Genomic DNA, 17,557 nt, shown 5'->3' with positions numbered 1-17,557 from the left:
ACAGCGCACCAGGAGAGTGTTAGGTGGCCGATCCCAATACAGTCTTACTTGGACGAGCTGCGACGAGCCTTGATGCGGGCACGAACTGAGACGAAAAATGCACCGGCTGAGCCTACAACGGCAAGAATAGCTGTTGGATTTTCTGGAGAGTTCACACAACCGCCGGTATCAACCTGACCGTACAAAGGGAGCGCGACGGAGGAGAGGAGAGCGATGCAAGCGACTACTAGACAGGTTTTTTTCATTGGTGTCCTCAATTGGGAAGGTACCGTTACAAAAGTTGAAAGTCAACGCAGAATGCCTTCCACTTCCTAACACTTTCGGGTACTCTGTCGATTCCCTGCCCATCCACAAAGCTCTGCCCGCTTCTCTCCTCGCCCTCTTCGATCCACCTCCCGATATGGCACAAAGGACTTGGCCCTGGACGCGGAACAACAGGTGCCTCCCTCAACTATGTGTTGACCTGCGGATACTTAAGTTGCACAGCTCACTTCGCCTGCAGCTTCAACCAGGCATGAAGCTTCGGCTCCTGAACTGCCCGCAGCTCGATGCAATCGTTGATGCTGTCAACCGCCTTGGCAAGGGTCCGTTCCGCAGCCTCCACCTTGTGGACGGAGAAGAATTCATCCACCTCTTCGCGTCGCTTCACCGTGCAGAAGGATCCTGTCGCGCCCACCACCTCGGCCCCCGAAGACACCGTCAGTTGAGCCTGCACCCTCTCCCAGTGATGTCGCACGTACTCCCACGCCTGGTCGCGTGTCTCGCGGTTACGCAGAAGCGTCGTCAGCATGGTCCAGCTATCCTGGTTGCGAATCTCCCCCGAGGCGATCAGGTCGAGCGTGCGGCTTACCAGGGAGGAGTCGCGAAACCTCGCCAGCAGTCCCAGGGCAGCCGTCTGCTGCGCCGGATCCCCGGAGTTCCTGCTCACCGCCAGTAGCTTATCGTACAGCGATGCATCCCCTACGCCAGCGCTCAACTCCACCGCTGCATCCACCAGGGTAGGGTCCAGCGTCCTGTCTTTTGCATTGTTCCCCGCGAAGACCCGCCCCGTCAGCCGCTGAGCCTGGGCCAGAACAGCCGGATCTCGCGCCTCTCCCAGCAGCTCGAACAACGTACCGCGAAGTTGTTGGCGGTCGAACGACTCTTTCTTCGCCGGACTGCCAAGCCCCACATACACCGGCCCGAACTCACGCCTCAGTATCGCTGCCAGCTCATCGCGATCTTCATCGCTCGCAATACTCGAATCAATCCTCTTAAGCTCCTCATGCACCGTATCCAGTACGGCCGCGTTGGGATCGCCCTTCAGTGCCAGCACCAGGTCAAGGTAATCTCCCACCGAAGCCTGCCCTGAGCGCACCAGCGCCCACTGATCACCCACCAGACCCACCCGCTCCGGCGGAGTCAGCGAACTCTCTGCCTTCGCATTGATAGCGCTGAACTGCGCAGGCGTGTACGCCGTGCGGTAGTATCCCTTCGCAGCGGCATTGGCATAGAACACCGGCAAGCCGATATCCATCGGCAGCGGTACGCTTGAATCTTCCTTCCCGAGCACCCGGCAGATCGGCTGCCCATTCGTCTTCAAACAAACCGGAACCGTCCACTGCGGCATTCTTCCTTCGAGGGAACGACCGGACTCGGCGGTCGAAAGATAAAACCGGCTCTGCATCACCGGCACACCTCCCGCTTGCCGTTCCGCAAACGTCAACAGGGGCACTCCCGGCTGCGTCACAAAGCTCGACATGATCTTGTCCACCGGCAGATGCGAGTTCGCCGTCTGCGCGCCCCAGAAGTCCTCCGCAGTAGCATTCGCATACAGATGAGCTTGCAGGTAGTTATGCACCCCCTGGCGAAACACCTCCGCCCCCAGGTAGTTCTCCACCATGCCGATCACCGCGCCGGCCTTGCCATATGCGATGCCATCGAACATCTCGTTAATCTCATCGGGCGTATTCGCCGTCGCGCGAATGGCTCGCGTGGTCTTCGTCGCATCGAAGTTCAGCGTGTCGTTCAGCTCCTGGGCATCATCCTGCGGAAAGTTCCACTCCGGATGCCACACCGCCACGGACTTGGTCTCCATCCAGCTCGCGAATCCTTCATTCAGCCACAGGTTGTCCCACCACTGCATCGTCACCATATCGCCGAACCACTGGTGCGCCATCTCATGCGCCACAACCACGGCCACCTGCTTCTTCCCTGTGATACTTCCCGTCCTCTGATTCACCAGCAGGTCGGCCTCGCGATAGGTGATGCACCCAAAGTTCTCCATCGCCCCGGCTTCAAAGTCCGGCAGCGCAACCATATCGAGCTTCGGCATCGGGTACTTAATGCCAAAGTAAGTATCGTAATAATGCAGAACGTACTTCGCCGACTCCAGCGCAAACTTCGTCAGCCCTACCTTATCCGGAGTCGAGCAGACACGAATCGGCACGCCATCCGACTTGCCCTCGCTGCACTTGAAGTCGCCCACCAGAAACGCAACCAGGTAACTCGACATCTTCGGCGTCGTCGCAAACCGCAGCGTACGTTTGCCCGCAATCGGCCCCGCCTGATCCGAGATCATGTTCGCGTTCGAGATCGCGGTATCGCCACGATCGACGACCATCGCAATGTCGTAGGTTGCCTTCAGCGAAGGCTCATCGAAGCTGGGAAACGCCCGCCGCGCATCCGTCGGCTCAAACTGGGTCACCGCGTAGTTGCGGGTTTTCGTCTTCGAAAGATAAAACCCGCGCAGCTTATCGTTCAGCACCCCCGTGTATCGAATCGCTAGCGTAACTGTGCCCACAGGCAGCTCTTCAGAAAACGTAAAGCTGGCCTGCTCTTTCTTCGCATCGAGCATGGTCGTCGCGATCTGCGGATGCCGGTCCGAATCCAGCGGACTCAGCGGCTTCGGTTGGATGCCCAGTTTGCCATAAGAGTAAGCGGCAACCGGCAGAACGTAAGCCTTCACCTCGCCAAATTTAATCTCCACCGCATTTAACGTAATGCTCTTGGCAGGCGCATCCAGAACGACATCGATCGTCTCTTCGCCAGTGAAGGTCGCACTCTTCAAATCCGGCGTAATCGTAAGACTGTAGTGTTCGGGATGGACACCTGAAGGCAATCGCTGTGCCTCAGCTCCAGGGGTTGCGAGAAGAGAAAGTGCAAAAGCAAAAAAGGCAGAAACAGCGGTACGAACAAACATGAAAAGGGCCTCAAAACCAAAGATCAATTTCATACTTCACGAGTCCGTCTTGCGGGCACACCGTTAGCCCATGGCAGGTTCCGCCCTACTTGATGCGCCCCACACAAAGCCGCGCCGGTCGATGCTCCGTAATGGACACAGTGTCCGCAGCGATCTCCGCGCCGGCGCACAACCTCTGCCAGTCCTCCGCAACAAAACTGCGTCGGATCGACACCGGCCCGTCGTGTTTCACAAACTCATGCCAGTTCGAAAGACGCGCCCACAACCGGAACAGGTGGTATGGCACCGGTTTGCGATGGAGGTCGTCGATGAACCACCCCCGCCGCGCTGTCTGATCCATCCAGCGAAGAAACAGCACCACCTGCGAATCGGTTAAGTGGTGGGTCAGCAGCGAGCAGATCACGACGTCAATCGGCCCTTTGGTGTGGTCGGCCAGCGCATCTCCTACCAGCCACTCAATCTTCTGATTCGCTGAAGTCGCTTCACGGGCCGCTCGAATCGCATCCGGATTCAGGTCGATGCCCGTCAGCATCACAGCAACGCCGCGCTTCGCAGCCCACCGGTCGATCCTTCGCAGCGTATCCCCATAGCCGCAGCCAACATCCACGATGCGCAGCGGAGCGCCGGAGACAGGATGCGCTGCCACCAGCTCCGCAAGCCAGCCGAGAGTAGGCCGTTGCGCAAACGTCAGTCGGTTCACGCGGGCGATATCGTGCAGGCAAGCTCGCAGCTCCTCATACGAGCATGGCTGGTCCATCATCTCAATCAGATCGGCACGCCGGGAGAAATCGAGCGCTCCAGCTAGCGCAGGAGCTCGAGTCGCTGCCAGCGAAGTGTCGGCAACCTGGTCTGAAGGAGAACAGGCATTGAGAATTTCTTGCGACGAGACTTCGACCGGCGAGATAGGTGTAATCGACAAGATGATCCGCGATCAGTATAACCGCTTGAGAAAAAACCTCTTAAAACTAAGCCGGGAACTACGACGAGATAATCCTCGGAAAAGCGATAATCACCAACCACGCTTCAGGTCATTCCGACGCAACTACGAGGATTGAAGCGAAGCCGCCCTCTCGGAGTAGCCGGAGTATTCCGACGCCCGCGCCTCCGCATACGCCGCCGCTCCCAGCAAAGCGCAGGTATCGTCAAGGATCACACGAACCGGAACCGACTCCAGTACAAGCGAAAGCCGTCCCTTATCGATAAACGCCTGCATGAAATTGCCGTTCTTCAGCGTCTTCAGCATCTTCGGAGCGATACCTCCGCCAAGATACATCCCCCCGTTTGCAAGCACCTTCAACACCACGTTGCCGGCCTCGGCCCCATAAGCTGCCGCGAAGAGATTCATCGTCTCAAAGCACAATGAGCTCGAACCATCCTCAGCGCACTCCCCGATCACCGCGTTCGGGTCTTCCTCGGTCATGCGGTCGCGTAGCCACGTTGGCTCATCGATCTTCTCCACATCCCGCAGAAAGGCGTAGATATTCTTGATCCCCAGACCGGAGACGACCCGCTCCCAGCTCACGCGACCCTTCAACGTACCGCGCAGATATTGCAGAAGCGCGATCTCGCGGTCTGTCCGCGCCGCAAAGTCACAGTGTCCGCCCTCTGACGGAATCGGACGATGCTTCTTCCCATCCCAGATCAGCAACGCCTCTCCCAGACCCGTCCCCGCAGCCATCAACCCTGCATGTCCACTAGCCTCCGGATCGCCCTCGTGCAACGTAAAGATGCTCTCCGGTGCAAGCTCGGGGATGCCATAGCCGTTCGCCTCTAGGTCGTTGATCAGGGAGATATGGGGAATCGAGAGAGACTTCACCAAATCGCGCGTATCCAGCGTCCACGGTAGGTTCGTCAGCTTCATGCGTCCATCGCGCACAGGCCCCGGACAACCGAAGCAGGCGGCCAGAATGTCGCCTCCTTTAGCTTCATCGGAGCCATCGCCGGCAAGAAACTTGTTCACTACATCGTCCAGGCTCGCAAACTCATGCGCAGGAAACTTCTGGTCGCGGATCGGGTGCAGCCGCCCATCGGTAAAGTCGTACAGTGCAAGGTGAACCTTCGTTCCGCCAACGTCCCCAGCGAGAATCATCTATTTAAGCTCCAAAGTGCCGGTCGAACCGGAATTCGCCGGTTCAGGCAGCTTAGCCGCTGCAGCCGAGTCGAGCAAGAGGGTCAGTTGCCCGCTGGCCGGGCGAATCAACTGTGACGGGTGAACCTCCGGCTGGTAAGGGCCCAGAAATACATCGTGCAGAACCTGCGCCTTTCCCGTGCCTTCAATCAGAAACGCCACCTCCCTGCCCTGGTTGATCACCGGCCAGGTCAGCGTAATCCGCCACGTATCCTTCTGCGGAACGTGGTTTGGCACCACGATATGACTCATCTCATTCAGCGCCTCGGTGTGCGGAAACAGCGAAGCCGTATGCCCGTCGTCGCCCATGCCTAGCAGCACCAGGTCGAAGGTCGGCGTCTCCGCGCCTTCGAGTTTGAAGCTGTTCCGGATCGTGGACTCGTACCGCGCCGCAGCTACCTCAGGCTCTAGCTCGCCCTCCATCCGGTGCACCCGTTCCGCCGTCAGCGGCACCTTCGAGAGCAGCGCCTCATTGGTCATCCGGTAGTTCGACTCCACATTATCAGGCGGCACACAACGCTCATCCACCCAGTAAAGGTCGAGCTTGTCCCACGGAACCTGCTTCAGGAACGGCTCGGCCGGATTCGCCAGCAGGCCGAACATCGTCTTGGGCGTAGTGCCGCCAGAGATAGCAATTCGCGCCAACCCCCTGGCAGCAGCGGCCTTCACCGCCACGTCGGTAAACAGTTGCGCCCCGGCACGGGCTGTGTCCATCGGTGTTGGCAATGCACGGTATGTAACAGATACAGGACGGGGCATAAGATCTCACAAGAAAATAGAAGTAAAAAACTGAAACCAGCGAACTCCAAAGCCGCTCCGGAGTTCGACAAACATTGGATACACCTGCAGAAAATCCGGCACGCTGAAGATATTCAACCCGCAGCGTGCCAGACCGCTACTCAACTACAGCTTCTGCCACTTCCGGCCATCCTTCGCCAGCAGCTCGTCCGCGCAATCCGGACCTTCGGAGCCCGCCGCATAGTTAGGAAAGTGCTTACCCTCAACCTTGGCCCAAGCCTCCAGAATCGGCGTAAATAGCGCCCAGGTCGCCTCAACACCGTCGCGGTGCGCGAACAAAGTCGCATCGCCCAGCATCGCATCCAGCAGCAGCCGCTCATAGCCGTTCGCTGACGATTTCCCAAACGCATCCGCATAGCTGAACGCCATGTTCACCTGCGCCAGATTCGTGGTCGGCCCAGGCATCTTCGCGCCAAACTGCAGAGAGATCCCTTCGTCCGGCTGAATTCGCATCTTGATGATGTTGGGCGCAATATTATCCTCGCTGCTATTGGACTTGAACAGGTGCAACGGTGGCTGTTTGAACACAATCGTCACCTCTGTTACCCGCTTCTCAAGCCGCTTTCCAGCCCGCAGGTAGAACGGAACCCCCGCCCAACGCCAGTTCTCGATCTCCAGCCGAATCGCCGCAAAGGTCTCCGTGCTCGAAGTCGGCGAGACGCGATCCTCCTGCCGATAACCAATTACTTCCTTGCCATCAACCTTGCCCGGTCCGTACTGTCCTCGCACCGCGTTGTTGATCGGAATACCCTCAATCGCACGCCAGACCTTCAGCTTCTCTGTACGCACCGCCCCGGCCTCAAACGAGTCCGGTGGTTCCATCGCCACGAACGAAAGCACTTCCATCACATGATTCTGCAGCACGTCGCGAGTTGCACCGGCTTTCTCATAGAACGGCCCACGCCCCTCAATGCCGATCGACTCCGCCGCTGTAATCTCGACATGGTCGATAAAGTTGCGATTCCAGACCGGCTCGAAGATTCCGTTGCCAAACCGGAAGACGAGGATGTTCTGCACCGTCTCCTTACCCAGATAATGATCGATGCGGAAGATCTGATCCTCTTCCAGCACGTCGTTGATCTCATCGTTCAGCTTGCGCGCCGACTCCAGATCGGTGCCAAAGGGCTTCTCGATAATCACCCGGATCCAGTGCTTGTCCCCGGCCTCAGGCTTCGCCATGCCATGTTTCCCTAGACGGCGCGTGATATCGGCGAAAAACTCCGGCGCGACCGCCAAATAGAAAAGCCGATTGCCCTTGGTGTTGAACTTGCCATCCAGCTCTGCGAGGTGAGCCTTTAGCTTGTCGAAGCCCGCGTCGTCGTCAAACTCAGTGGCGAAGTAGGAGATCCGGTCCATAAACGGCTTAAGCTTAGGATCGCTCTCCTCCACGCCGCCGCCCTTCAGAATTCCGTCCTTCATATCGGGCCCGAACGTCGCGCTAAGGTCGCGACGCGCCACGCCCACCACCGCAAAATCCTTCGGCAAGAGACCTGACTGATCCAGGTGATAGAGCGCAGGCAAAAGCTTGCGCTTCGTTAGATCGCCCGAAGCGCCAAAGATAACAACGATGCAGGGCTCAGGAATCCGCTCACCCTTCTTGGCGGCGTCCGCCGCTGCTGCCGATACGCCAACTGGTACTGTGCTCGTGCTCATAATCTGCTCCTTACAAAACCTTCCATGCTGTGCCGACCGATAAAACTCGTCAGGCTATGAAATTCAAGGTACGTGCGCGTCAAACTCAAGCGCACGTCCACCAGAACTACAACTTCTTCACGTCGTGACCACCAAGGCCTCACGCGTAATCCAGATCATGCGGTCGGTAAAGTCATTACCGTTAAGCTTCGCAGACGCCTCCAGGTTGCAGTCGAAGCTCACCGGCATATAACCCGCCAGACGAAGCCGTTCTGCCCTGTTGAAGCCATCTTACCGAATCCGGTAACTCCCCGTTCCATCGATCTTCCCTTCCCTATGCGGCCCGTAAGCCCAGTTGCGCAAGCTCAGCTCTAAGCTGTTTTGGTGATTCAAAACAAATCGTCTGCATGCCCAACGCTGCCGCAGCATCGCAGTTCTCCACCTTGTCATCGATAAAAAGCGCTGTCTCCGCGACATGCCCAGAGATCTCTATCGCCGCTTGATAGATGCCAGAATGCGGCTTCATCTCATGCACGTAACCGGAGCAGATAAAGTAATCGAAAAATGGCCGCAGCCGAAAGGCATCCAGCCGATGCTCATTCAGTTCGCGACTCTCATTGTTCAGCGTGGCGAGGTGGTACCTTCCGGAAGAAGCAAGCTCGCCAAGAACATCGAGGCTGCCGGGATGCAGAATCTTGCTCTCCGCGCAAACCTGCGGCCAAAGCTCCGCAAATGTAAGATTCGGATTCTGGTTCAGCACCGTCTGGTTGAAGAAGTGCTCCGCCGTCGACAGCCCGCGCTCCCAGAAGTAGTTCGCCTCTTCATGACGCGCTTCATAGTCTGCTAAATCCACACCGAGCCGCTTCAGCACCTCTGTTCGCTGGCCCCTGTCCCACCCATTGGTGAGCAGAACTCCGCCGATGTCCCAGAAGATCGTCTTGATGTGCGACGAAGAACTCACTCACCCTCCGGAAAATCTGCCCCAGCCGTCACCTGCTCCCACGCGGCAATCTCCTTCTGCCAGCTGTCGAGCTTGCCTCGGAAGCGTTGCAACGCGCTGCGGCCCAGCAAAAGATGGAGCGGAGGATTCGGAGATTCGACCACCTCCATCATCGCTTGAACTGCCTTCAACGGATCGCCGGTCTGCTTGCCGTCATTCTCCGCGAAGTACTTCCTCATATTGCCAGCTGTGTTGTCATAATCGGAGATCTTCGTCTTTGCGATCACGCCCGAGCGGCCCAGAAAGTCGGTACGGAACGGCCCCGGCTCAATCACCGTAACCCGAATGCCCAACGGGGCAAGTTCGGCCGCCAACGCCTCGGAAAGCCCCTCGACCGCAAACTTCGTCGCGTTATACATCCCACCCCCCGGGCTGCCGATCAATCCACCGATCGACGAAAGATTAAGAATGTGCCCGCTGCGTTGCTTGCGAAGTTGAGGAAGAAAAGCTCGCGTCACCTTCAGCAGGCCAAAGACATTGGTCTCGAACATCGGCAGAAACTCATCTTCCGAAACCTCTTCAATCGCGCCGGCCACGCCATAGCCCGCGTTATTGACAAGAACATCCACCTGCCCGAACTGTGCGATCGCCTGCGTCACCGCAGAGTCCACCTGACCAGCGTCAGTCACATCCAGCGCCAGCGCTTTGGCAGTCTTCGGATACTTCTTTTCAAGATCGGCGACCTTTTCCAGCTTGCGGGCAGTTGCGACCACCTTCCCGCCCGACTTCAGTACCTCTTCGGCGAGCAAACGGCCAAAGCCCGTAGATGCTCCCGTAATGAACCAGACACGTTGAATCGATAGAGCCATGATCTTCCAAACTCCAAAACCGCGTTTCTTATCCCGAGCCCATGAAAGAAAACTATCCGTCCAGCGCACCCTGCGTCGCTGCCGCTGCTTGACCCGGCTCCCGTTCTAACCGGTCCATGTTGCTTGATACGCCTGCAACCAACTCAGTCGGAAGCCCGTCATCGGGTCCAAATCGGCATTCAAAATAAGATGCGCAGGCGGACTCCAAAGGCGCAAAAGGAGTCGTAGTCACACTTAAGTTAGAGCAACGCCGCAGTTGATGTAGAGTCGCTTTCGCTTTTTTGTTTGCCATTTCCTAAAAAACTTTTTTGTTTGTCATTCCCGAAGGGAATCTGCGTTTGCAGTTTCTACACCATGAGCCAAATTGCCATAGACGCGGAATTTATTGCCAGAGAGTGAAAGGGCGGGGCGATAAGCCCCGCCTTCCCGTCTACTTTTTCACCAGTTTCTTGGCATGGGCCACTACATTCGCAACGCTGAAGCCTAGCTTCTCGAGAGCGATCGGCCCAGGCGCCGAGGCGCCAAAGCGGTCCAGTCCAATCACCGCGCCGTTATGGCCGATGTACTTATACCAGCCCAACGTCGCGCCGGCCTCCACCGCCAGCTTCGGCGTGTTCTCCGGAAGCAGCTTCGCCTTATACTCGTCGCTCTGCTCGTCGTAGATGTGGAAGCTCGGCATCGAAACGACCGTCGCGTTGATGCCTGCAGCCTTCAACTCTTCGGCAGCCTTTGTAACGAGTCCAACTTCGGACCCAGTCGCGATCAGGATCAGATCCTTGCCGTACGAGACCGTCTCGTACGCACCGAAACGAGCACCGGGCCGGGCAATCGCGGCATCGATCGTTGGCAGGTCCTGCCGCGACAACGCCATAAAGCTAGCGCTCTTTCGCTCCAGCGCCAACTGCCAGCACGCCGCCGTCTCATTCGCATCCGCAGGGCGGAAGTCCGTGAGCTGCGGAATGCACCGCAGACTCATCAACTGCTCCACTGGCTGGTGAGTCGGTCCATCCTCGCCCAGGCCAATCGAATCGTGCGTGAAGACGAACAACGAATGAATGCTCATCAGTGCAGCCAGGCGAAGCGCATTCCGGCAGTAGTCCGAGAACGTAAAGAACGTCGAACCAAACGGAATCAATCCGCCATGTGCCGCCATGCCATTCACCGCCGCGCACATGCCGAACTCGCGCACGCCAAAGAACACATTGCGTCCCGCAGGGTCCACATGAAAACTCGGTGAATCCTTGAAGATTGTCTTCGTCGAAGCAGTCAGATCAGCTGCGCCGCCGAAAAGTTCAGGCACCACGTTCTCAATCGCCTGCATCACGGCCTGCCCCGCATTGCGAGTCGCCATAGGCTTCTCGATCGGGAACGTAGGAATCTTCTTCTCCCATCCCTCGGCCAGCTTGGCCTTGATCGTCCGGTCAAACTGCGCCGACGGCTCCGGATATGCCTTCGCGTACTCCTCAAACTCCGCAGTCCACGCAGCGTGCAGATCCTTGCCCTTCAGCTTGATCGTGTCCCAGTTCTTGCGAGCCTCATCAGGAACATAGAAGCTCTTGTCCTCGGGCCAGCCGAGGTTCTTCTTGGTCTCCTTCGTCGCCTCGGGTCCCATCGCCTCGCCGTGCACCTTGTTCGTGCCGGCCTTCGGGCTTCCGTAACCGATCACCGTACGCACGCGAATCAGCGAAGGCTTCGTCGTCTCAGCTTTAGCCGCAAGAATCGCCTTCTCAATCGCTACCAGATCGTTTCCATCAGCAACATACTGCACATGCCAGTGATAGCCTTCGAAGCGCTTGGTCACGTCTTCGGTGAACGACAGCTCTGTCGGTCCATCGAGCGAGATCAGGTTGTCGTCGTAAAGCACAATCAGCTTGCCCAGAGCCAGCGTTCCGGCCAGCGAAGCAGCCTCGTGCGAGATGCCTTCCATCATGTCGCCATCGCCACAAAGCACATAGGTGTGGTGATCGACGATGTTGTACGTATCGCGGTTATAAACCGCAGCCTGATGCCGTTCAGCGATCGCCAGGCCCACCGCCATTGCGAAGCCCTGTCCAAGCGGTCCGGTCGTCACCTCAACTCCCGGCGCCTCGCCGTACTCCGGGTGTCCAGGAGTATGCGATCCCCACTGCCGGAACTGCTCCAGCTGCGAGATCGGCAGATCGTATCCAGACAGATGCAGCGCGCCGTACAGCAGCGCAGACGCATGCCCATTCGAAAGCACGAACCGATCCCGGTCAATCCACTTCGGATCCGATGGATCGTGCTTCATTATCTTGTGATACAGCAGATAAGCAATCGGAGCGCATCCAAGCGGAGCCCCGGGATGGCCGGACTTGGCCTTTTCCACGGCATCGACGGCTAAGAAACGGAGGGCGTTGATGGAGATCTGGTCAATTTCGTGCTGCTTCGAATCCTGCTGTTCGCTCATTCTGTTCCTTTACTCTTTTTTTGAAGATTCGGCGTCGTCAACTACGCTGAATCTGGAAGATTTGGTCAAACTCTATCAGTGTACTAGCGAGACCCGGCTGCCGCATCTCTACACCTTGGTAGATGCTGGAATGCGGATAATGGAGACATCAATATTTCGCCCTAGCCAGCGCTCCGGTTGACCCTCTACCGGCCACGCCAGCGTGAAGGTAATCGCGCCTGTCTTGTCTCCTTCCGTCGGTATGTCTACATACGATCCCGCAAACCCTACCGAGGTCGAACTAAGAGAGAGCGTCGTCGCCCAATGATCCAGCGTATAGACCACGCGGAAGTGCTCTCGTTCGACGATGCGTAACGTATGTCCTGCATGCACAGAGCAGATCGCCCGGTTAGGCTCGAAGATCTGAATATGGTTGCTGAACGTACGTTTCCCCTTCGGCACCGCGTACCGCTCCTCCACTACTTTTATCCGGTCGAACACTCTGCCATCGGCCGCAGAGCGCAGCAGCTTCAGATACTCCGCATGCGCCCACACCAAGGGCTGCGCCGAACCCGCGGAACGCCCCCGGTACATCCCACGCGATGGAATGTCGTCATAGTCCCAGACCTGCTCGGGAAGCATCCCTCCAACCGAGCTGAACTGCTCCATCGCCTTGATGTAAGGCGTGAAATCAGACCCGGCGCAGATCTCGTAGTGGCCTCTCTCCCCGGTCAAAATCGGCCACGCACGGCCCTGCCCGGAGCCGTCATACGGGCCGCCATCTTTCTTCTGACCATAGCCGTCATGGTTGTACCGCCGCCACGAAACTCCAAACGGCGTCTCGATCTTCAGGCAGTGGTCGATCACCTTCAACGAATTGACGATCAAAGGATCGTCCGCTCGCCGGATTCCATAGCGCACCAGCTCCAGGAAACCTCCATCGATCACCTCACGCGCCTCGAACTCATTCTTCTCCCCGGGCTCACGATTATTGATTCGAATCACACCTTCAGGCAGGGTGTCGTCGTGGAACGGTTCGCCCTTGGCCGGCGGACGAATTCGCATGTAGTGGTACTTGATCTCCGGGTGCAGAATTCCTTCGGTCGTCGTCGTCCACTCGTCCAGATGCGCCTCTATCCAGTCCGCATACGTCTCCAGATAATCCGCCAGCTCAATCGATCCCCGATCGCGAGCAATATCCGCCGCGCACAGCAGACCCGAGATCACCGCCGCCAGCGTCGAAGGCGAGTACCCCGCCGCCTCCTCCCAGCGCTCCTGCTGCGTCACCGGCGCATACCCCACCAGGAAAGCCGCCGCCCGCTCGACAAACGGAAACACATCGAAGTTCCCCAGCCCATTCTGCTTCCACAATCGCCACGCCAGGATGATCGGAAACGCCACCTCATCCAGCTGAATCCCAGTCCAATAAGGCGTCCCGTCGATCCAGAAGTTCTGCGCGAAGCTCCCGTCGGGCCTCTGCGTACAAGCCAGGTAGACCAACGCCCGCAGCGCCGTATCCGTCCTCCCGCAGGCCAGCAGGGCGCTCGCCGTCTGAACCATATCGCGCGTCCACACCAGGTGATACCCGCCCAGGTCCGAGTCGCCCTTCGACGCTCCCCACGGTATCGAAGCCGAAGCGATAAACGCACCCGAATACGTCTTATCCTCGTGTGTCAGCAGCACATTCTGACTGATTCCCATCAGCCTGCCGCCATCGGTGGAGGCACTGGCCATCTGTGCCGGCGAGCTCACGCGACGCCACTGGTCCAGAAATCGCTCCTGCAGCTCAGCGTAAGGCGACGACAAGGTCTGCATCATCTGCGCAATCGCGGAATGATGCCCATCGCCAAACGAGATCGCAATCGTGAACTCCGGATTCTTCGCAATATCGATCTCCCCCATCAACGCGAGATTGCCGTCCAGAGCCTGCCCAAACTGCCAGCTCATCTTCATCGTCTGAGATAGGTCCTGATACCCATCGCTCGTACCCGCATACCCGCAGGAAGAACGCACGAAACCGCAGCTGGCGCCGAACGCAAGCGACGTCTCCCCCTTCCACGCCAGCAGGCACCGCTGTCCCGCCACGTCGATCGATCGTGCAGAGTTCCCTGCACCGCCTCCATTCAAATGGGGAGCCAGCAACGCATAACACTTCAGCCGCGACAGAATCTCCGCGTCTCCAGTAATCTTCACGTTCATCAGCACCACGGGATGGTGCGGATCACAGATGAACTCCTTCGTCACCGTATATCCTCCATCCAGATCGCTCGCTATTACCCGTACCGCAGGCGCCGCCTCGTCGATGTAGTGAAACTCATACTCGAAGTTGCGCTTCTCCTCGTGGAAGAAGGTCTCGCCATCCGTGAACAGCAGCTCCATATCGCGAGTCTGCGGCCGATCGATCGTCGGGTAATAGATCTCGTTCAAAGTGCCATGCGACACCGTGAACCACACCCGGCTCGAGGCCGCGTAGGCCGTCGACACCGCGTCTTTTTCGCTCGAAGTCCAGCGCGGTTCCATCCCGGGACCGCCAAAGGCAGGTCCATCGTCATCAAGCCAGCGATACGCAGAGGTCAGATCGTTCATTGTTGGTTCCTATTAGAACGCAGATCCACGAAGTAAGTTACATCCCTTCATCAAAGAGCGATGAATCCCGCAGGTACGCTATCATTCTGGAGGTTGTGCCGACTCCCCGAGTGCATCGCGCACCCTCCGGACAGCATCGAACATTCTCAGGCGGTCAGGATACTCCTGACTGACATACCGAACGACGACAGGAGAACTACCGTGGCCTACGAACTACCCCCACTGCCCTATGACTACGCGGCGCTCGAGCCCTACATCGATGAAGCAACGATGAAGCTTCACCACGACAAGCACCACCAGACCTACGTCACCAACCTCAACGGCGCGGTCGAGAAGCACCCCGAACTCGGCAAGAAGACGCCTGAGGAGCTCGTCAAGGACCTCGCCAGCATCCCCGAGGACGTTCGCAAGGTCGTCCAAAACAACGGCGGCGGCCACGTCAACCACACCATGTTCTGGCAGATCATGAAGCCCAAGGGTGGCGGCGAGCCCACCGGCGCGATCGCCGATCAGATCAAAGCAGACTTCGGCTCCTTCGAAGACTTCAAAAAGCAGTTCAACGAGACCACCGCGAAGCAGTTTGGCGCCGGCTGGGGCTGGCTCGTCTTCGAAGGCGGCAAGCTGAAGATAGTCACGACTGCCAACCAGGACAATCCCCTCTCCCAGGGCCACTATCCCATCCTCGGCAACGACGTCTGGGAGCACGCCTACTACCTCAAGTACCAGAACAAGCGCCCGGACTACCTCGCCGCCTGGTGGAACACCGTCAACTGGGACGAGATCAACAAGCGCTTCGCCACCGCCAAAAAGTAGCTCCAACGCATAAACAACCGTGTAGTCGACACACCAAACAAAACGGCTGTCCCCCAGGGGGGCAGCCGTTTTGTTTGGCTCTAAGTTTTACTCTGAACTACTCGCTGGAACCCTTGCGCGGCCGGCGGTTAGCCTGCAAAACCTTCTTGCGCATGCGCAGCGACTTCGGCGTAACCTCAACCAGCTCATCGTCTGCAATGAACTCGATGCACTGCTCAAGGGTCAACTGCTTATAAGGAACAAGCCGTACAGCATCATCCGAGCCGGAAGCACGCATGTTCGAGAGCTTCTTCTCGCGAACGCAGTTCACGTCCAGATCGTTGTCCCGCGTGTGCTCACCGACGATCATGCCCTCGTAGACCTCTACTCCGTCGGTAACGAAGAGAACGCCGCGATCCTGCAGCCCTTCCAGCGCATAAGCAGTTGTCGTGCCTTGGCGATCGGAGATCAAAGCACCAGAAAGACGCTGCGGAATCTCCCCCTGGTACGCGATGTAGCCGTCCAGAATCGAGTTCATGATGATCGTTCCACGAGTCTCGGTCAGCATCTCCGAGCGCAGACCAATCAAGCCTCGCGAAGGAATGCGGAACTCCATGCGAACGCGGCCTGAACCATGATTGATCATCTTGGTCATCTCGCCTTTTCTCGGCCCCAGGCGTTCGATGACAGTACCCACAAAGTTCTCCGGAACGTCAATCGACAGATGTTCGACCGGCTCGACAAGCTGGTCGTCGACCCGCTTCGTAACGATCTCAGGACGGCTCGCCATCAGCTCGAAGCCTTCGCGGCGCATCATCTCGATCAGGATGCCAAGCTGGAGTTCGCCGCGGCCAAGAACCTTGAACGAGTCCGGTGAACCGGTGTCCTGCATCTTCAGCGAGACGTTGGTAAGAAGCTCTTTCTCCAGGCGGTCACGCAGATTACGTGAGGTAACGAACTTGCCTTCGCGACCTGCAAAGGGAGAGTTGTTGACGTTGAACTGGATGGCAATCGTCGGCTCATCAATGGTAATCTGCGGCAGCGGTTGCGGATTTTCGATATCGCAGAAGCTCTCCCCGATAAAGATGCCCGGAATACCGGCGATGGCGACAATATCGCCCACCTGAGTCTCGTCGATATCCGTGCGCTTCAGCCCGGAGAAGCTGAACAGCTTGGTGATCTTGTGCTTGGTAAAGGTGCCGTCGATCTTCGCGACCGAGTACTCCTGACCAGTGCGCATCGTGCCATTGAAGACGCGACCGATAGCCAGACGGCCAAGATAGTCGGAGTAGTCAAGGTTGGTAACGAGGATCTGGAGCGTGCCCTCGGGATCGCCCTTCGAGACCGGTATGGTCTTGACGATCTGCTCGAAGAGAGGCTGAAGATCGGTGCCAGGGGTCGCAAGATCGTTGGTCGCGGTACCCAGCTTGCCGTTGGTATAAAGAACGGGAAAGTCGAGAACCGACTCGTCAGCATCCAGGTCGATAAAGAGGTCATAAACTTCGTTCAAAACCTCCTGAGGACGCGCGTCCGGACGATCGATCTTATTGATGACGACCATCGGCGTGAGACCGGCTTCAAGGGCCTTTGAGAGCACATAGCGCGTCTGCGGCAGGGGTCCTTCAGAGGCATCGACGAGAAGAACGACACCATCGACCATCTTCAGTGCGCGCTCCACTTCACCACCGAAGTCGGCGTGGCCAGGGGTGTCGACGATATTGATCTTATTGTCGTGATAGTAAAGAGCGGTATTCTTCGCGAGAATCGTGATGCCGCGCTCTTTTTCAAGATCGTTGGAGTCCATGACTCGATCGGTAACGGCCTCATTGGAGCGGAAGGTTCCGCTCTGGCGCAGCATGGCATCGACCAGGGTGGTCTTGCCATGATCGACGTGGGCGATAATGGCGATATTGAAGATAGGCTTAACGGCTACTGCGGTTGAATTGCTCACTGCGTGTATGTCCTGTCTGGGCGCTTAGGGGTGTTATTTCGGGGAAAGTGCGCGTCTCTCCTAGTTTAGCCTACTTGGGCACAGGTTGACTCCCAAAAATGCCCAACTGGAAGAAGATATGGTGAATGCGCCTTTATTTTCAGCTCCACTTCCACCCAGGAGATAGTTCTTCAAATCTAATCCTTTCAGTCGAAAGGCTGTGAGATTGCGTTTTGACGCTTGGGATTGTGCCGCTATACTCAAGGCTCCTAATGCATCCAACCCAGCCATCCC

At 57.7% G+C, this 17,557-nt stretch carries 12 protein-coding genes; 1 reads left to right on the top strand and 11 read right to left on the bottom strand.

Going from position 1 to position 17,557, the window contains the following annotated elements; translation table 11 throughout:
- Positions 1-44: 44 nt before the first annotated feature.
- The 10 genes from GSQ94_RS19885 to GSQ94_RS19840 all read right to left on the bottom strand — a co-directional run bounded on the left by GSQ94_RS19885 (position 45) and on the right by GSQ94_RS19840 (position 14,541).
- Positions 45-245: a PExPT-CTERM protein gene (locus tag GSQ94_RS19885; RefSeq protein ID WP_158945653.1), complete on the bottom strand. Its 201-nt coding sequence runs from the start codon at positions 243-245 to the stop codon at positions 45-47.
- A 242-nt stretch (positions 246-487) separates the two neighbouring features.
- Positions 488-3,100 (bottom strand): M1 family aminopeptidase, encoded by a 2,613-nt coding sequence (locus GSQ94_RS19880; RefSeq protein WP_371417579.1) that lies wholly within the window; start codon positions 3,098-3,100, stop codon positions 488-490.
- Positions 3,101-3,266: 166 nt separating this feature from the next.
- Positions 3,267-4,100 (bottom strand): methyltransferase domain-containing protein, encoded by an 834-nt coding sequence (locus GSQ94_RS19875; protein ID WP_254064017.1) that lies wholly within the window; start codon positions 4,098-4,100, stop codon positions 3,267-3,269.
- 123 nt (positions 4,101-4,223) lie between these two features.
- A complete protein-coding gene (glk, locus tag GSQ94_RS19870) occupies positions 4,224-5,270 on the bottom strand; it encodes a glucokinase (protein WP_158945649.1) in 1,047 nt (348 codons plus the stop codon).
- Complete coding sequence (gene pgl, locus GSQ94_RS19865; protein WP_158945647.1) at positions 5,271-6,068, bottom strand: 6-phosphogluconolactonase; 798 nt, start codon at positions 6,066-6,068, stop codon at positions 5,271-5,273. It abuts the gene before it with no gap.
- A gap of 144 nt (positions 6,069-6,212) precedes the next feature.
- A complete protein-coding gene (gene zwf / locus GSQ94_RS19860) occupies positions 6,213-7,760 on the bottom strand; it encodes a glucose-6-phosphate dehydrogenase (protein WP_158945645.1) in 1,548 nt (515 codons plus the stop codon).
- A gap of 313 nt (positions 7,761-8,073) precedes the next feature.
- On the bottom strand, positions 8,074-8,700 hold the full coding sequence (locus tag GSQ94_RS19855; protein WP_254064016.1) for an HAD family phosphatase: 627 nt from the start codon (positions 8,698-8,700) through the stop codon (positions 8,074-8,076).
- Positions 8,697-9,548: an oxidoreductase gene (locus tag GSQ94_RS19850; RefSeq protein ID WP_158945643.1), complete on the bottom strand. Its 852-nt coding sequence runs from the start codon at positions 9,546-9,548 to the stop codon at positions 8,697-8,699. The genes GSQ94_RS19855 and GSQ94_RS19850 overlap by 4 nt, the downstream gene beginning before the upstream one ends.
- Positions 9,549-9,978: 430 nt before the next feature.
- Positions 9,979-11,976, bottom strand: a complete 1,998-nt coding sequence (tkt, locus tag GSQ94_RS19845; protein ID WP_158945641.1) for a transketolase — start codon at positions 11,974-11,976, stop codon at positions 9,979-9,981.
- A gap of 108 nt (positions 11,977-12,084) precedes the next feature.
- A complete protein-coding gene (locus GSQ94_RS19840; protein ID WP_158945639.1) occupies positions 12,085-14,541 on the bottom strand; it encodes a glycoside hydrolase family 15 protein in 2,457 nt (818 codons plus the stop codon).
- Positions 14,542-14,742: 201 nt separating this feature from the next.
- On the opposite strand from GSQ94_RS19840, the gene GSQ94_RS19835 reads away from it, so the two are divergent.
- Positions 14,743-15,354 carry a superoxide dismutase gene (locus GSQ94_RS19835; protein WP_158945637.1) on the top strand — a complete coding sequence of 204 codons (612 nt, stop codon included), beginning with the start codon at positions 14,743-14,745 and terminating at the stop codon, positions 15,352-15,354.
- Positions 15,355-15,451: 97 nt separating this feature from the next.
- On the opposite strand, the gene typA is transcribed toward GSQ94_RS19835, so the two are convergent.
- Entirely contained in the window at positions 15,452-17,284 is a 1,833-nt protein-coding gene (gene typA / locus GSQ94_RS19830) for a translational GTPase TypA (RefSeq protein WP_158945635.1), read from the bottom strand.
- Between the last annotated feature and the right edge of the window lie 273 nt (positions 17,285-17,557).

Source organism: Granulicella sp. S190 (assembly GCF_009766095.1).
Taxonomy (GTDB): Bacteria; Acidobacteriota; Terriglobia; order Terriglobales; family Acidobacteriaceae; genus Edaphobacter.
Note: the sequence above shows the minus strand (reverse complement) of the source record. Positions and strands in the feature narration are given on the sequence as shown.

Excerpts from the sequence above, each read along its gene's own strand:
- GSQ94_RS19885 (WP_158945653.1), bottom strand. The coding sequence starts at position 245 with ATGAAAAAAACCTGTCTAGTAGTCGCTTGCATCGCTCTCCTCTCCTCC.
- glk (WP_158945649.1), bottom strand. The coding sequence starts at position 5,270 with ATGATTCTCGCTGGGGACGTTGGCGGAACGAAGGTTCACCTTGCACTG.
- pgl (WP_158945647.1), bottom strand. The coding sequence starts at position 6,068 with ATGCCCCGTCCTGTATCTGTTACATACCGTGCATTGCCAACACCGATG.
- zwf (WP_158945645.1), bottom strand. The coding sequence starts at position 7,760 with ATGAGCACGAGCACAGTACCAGTTGGCGTATCGGCAGCAGCGGCGGAC.
- GSQ94_RS19850 (WP_158945643.1), bottom strand. The coding sequence starts at position 9,548 with ATGGCTCTATCGATTCAACGTGTCTGGTTCATTACGGGAGCATCTACG.
- tkt (WP_158945641.1), bottom strand. The coding sequence starts at position 11,976 with ATGAGCGAACAGCAGGATTCGAAGCAGCACGAAATTGACCAGATCTCC.
- GSQ94_RS19840 (WP_158945639.1), bottom strand. The coding sequence starts at position 14,541 with ATGAACGATCTGACCTCTGCGTATCGCTGGCTTGATGACGATGGACCT.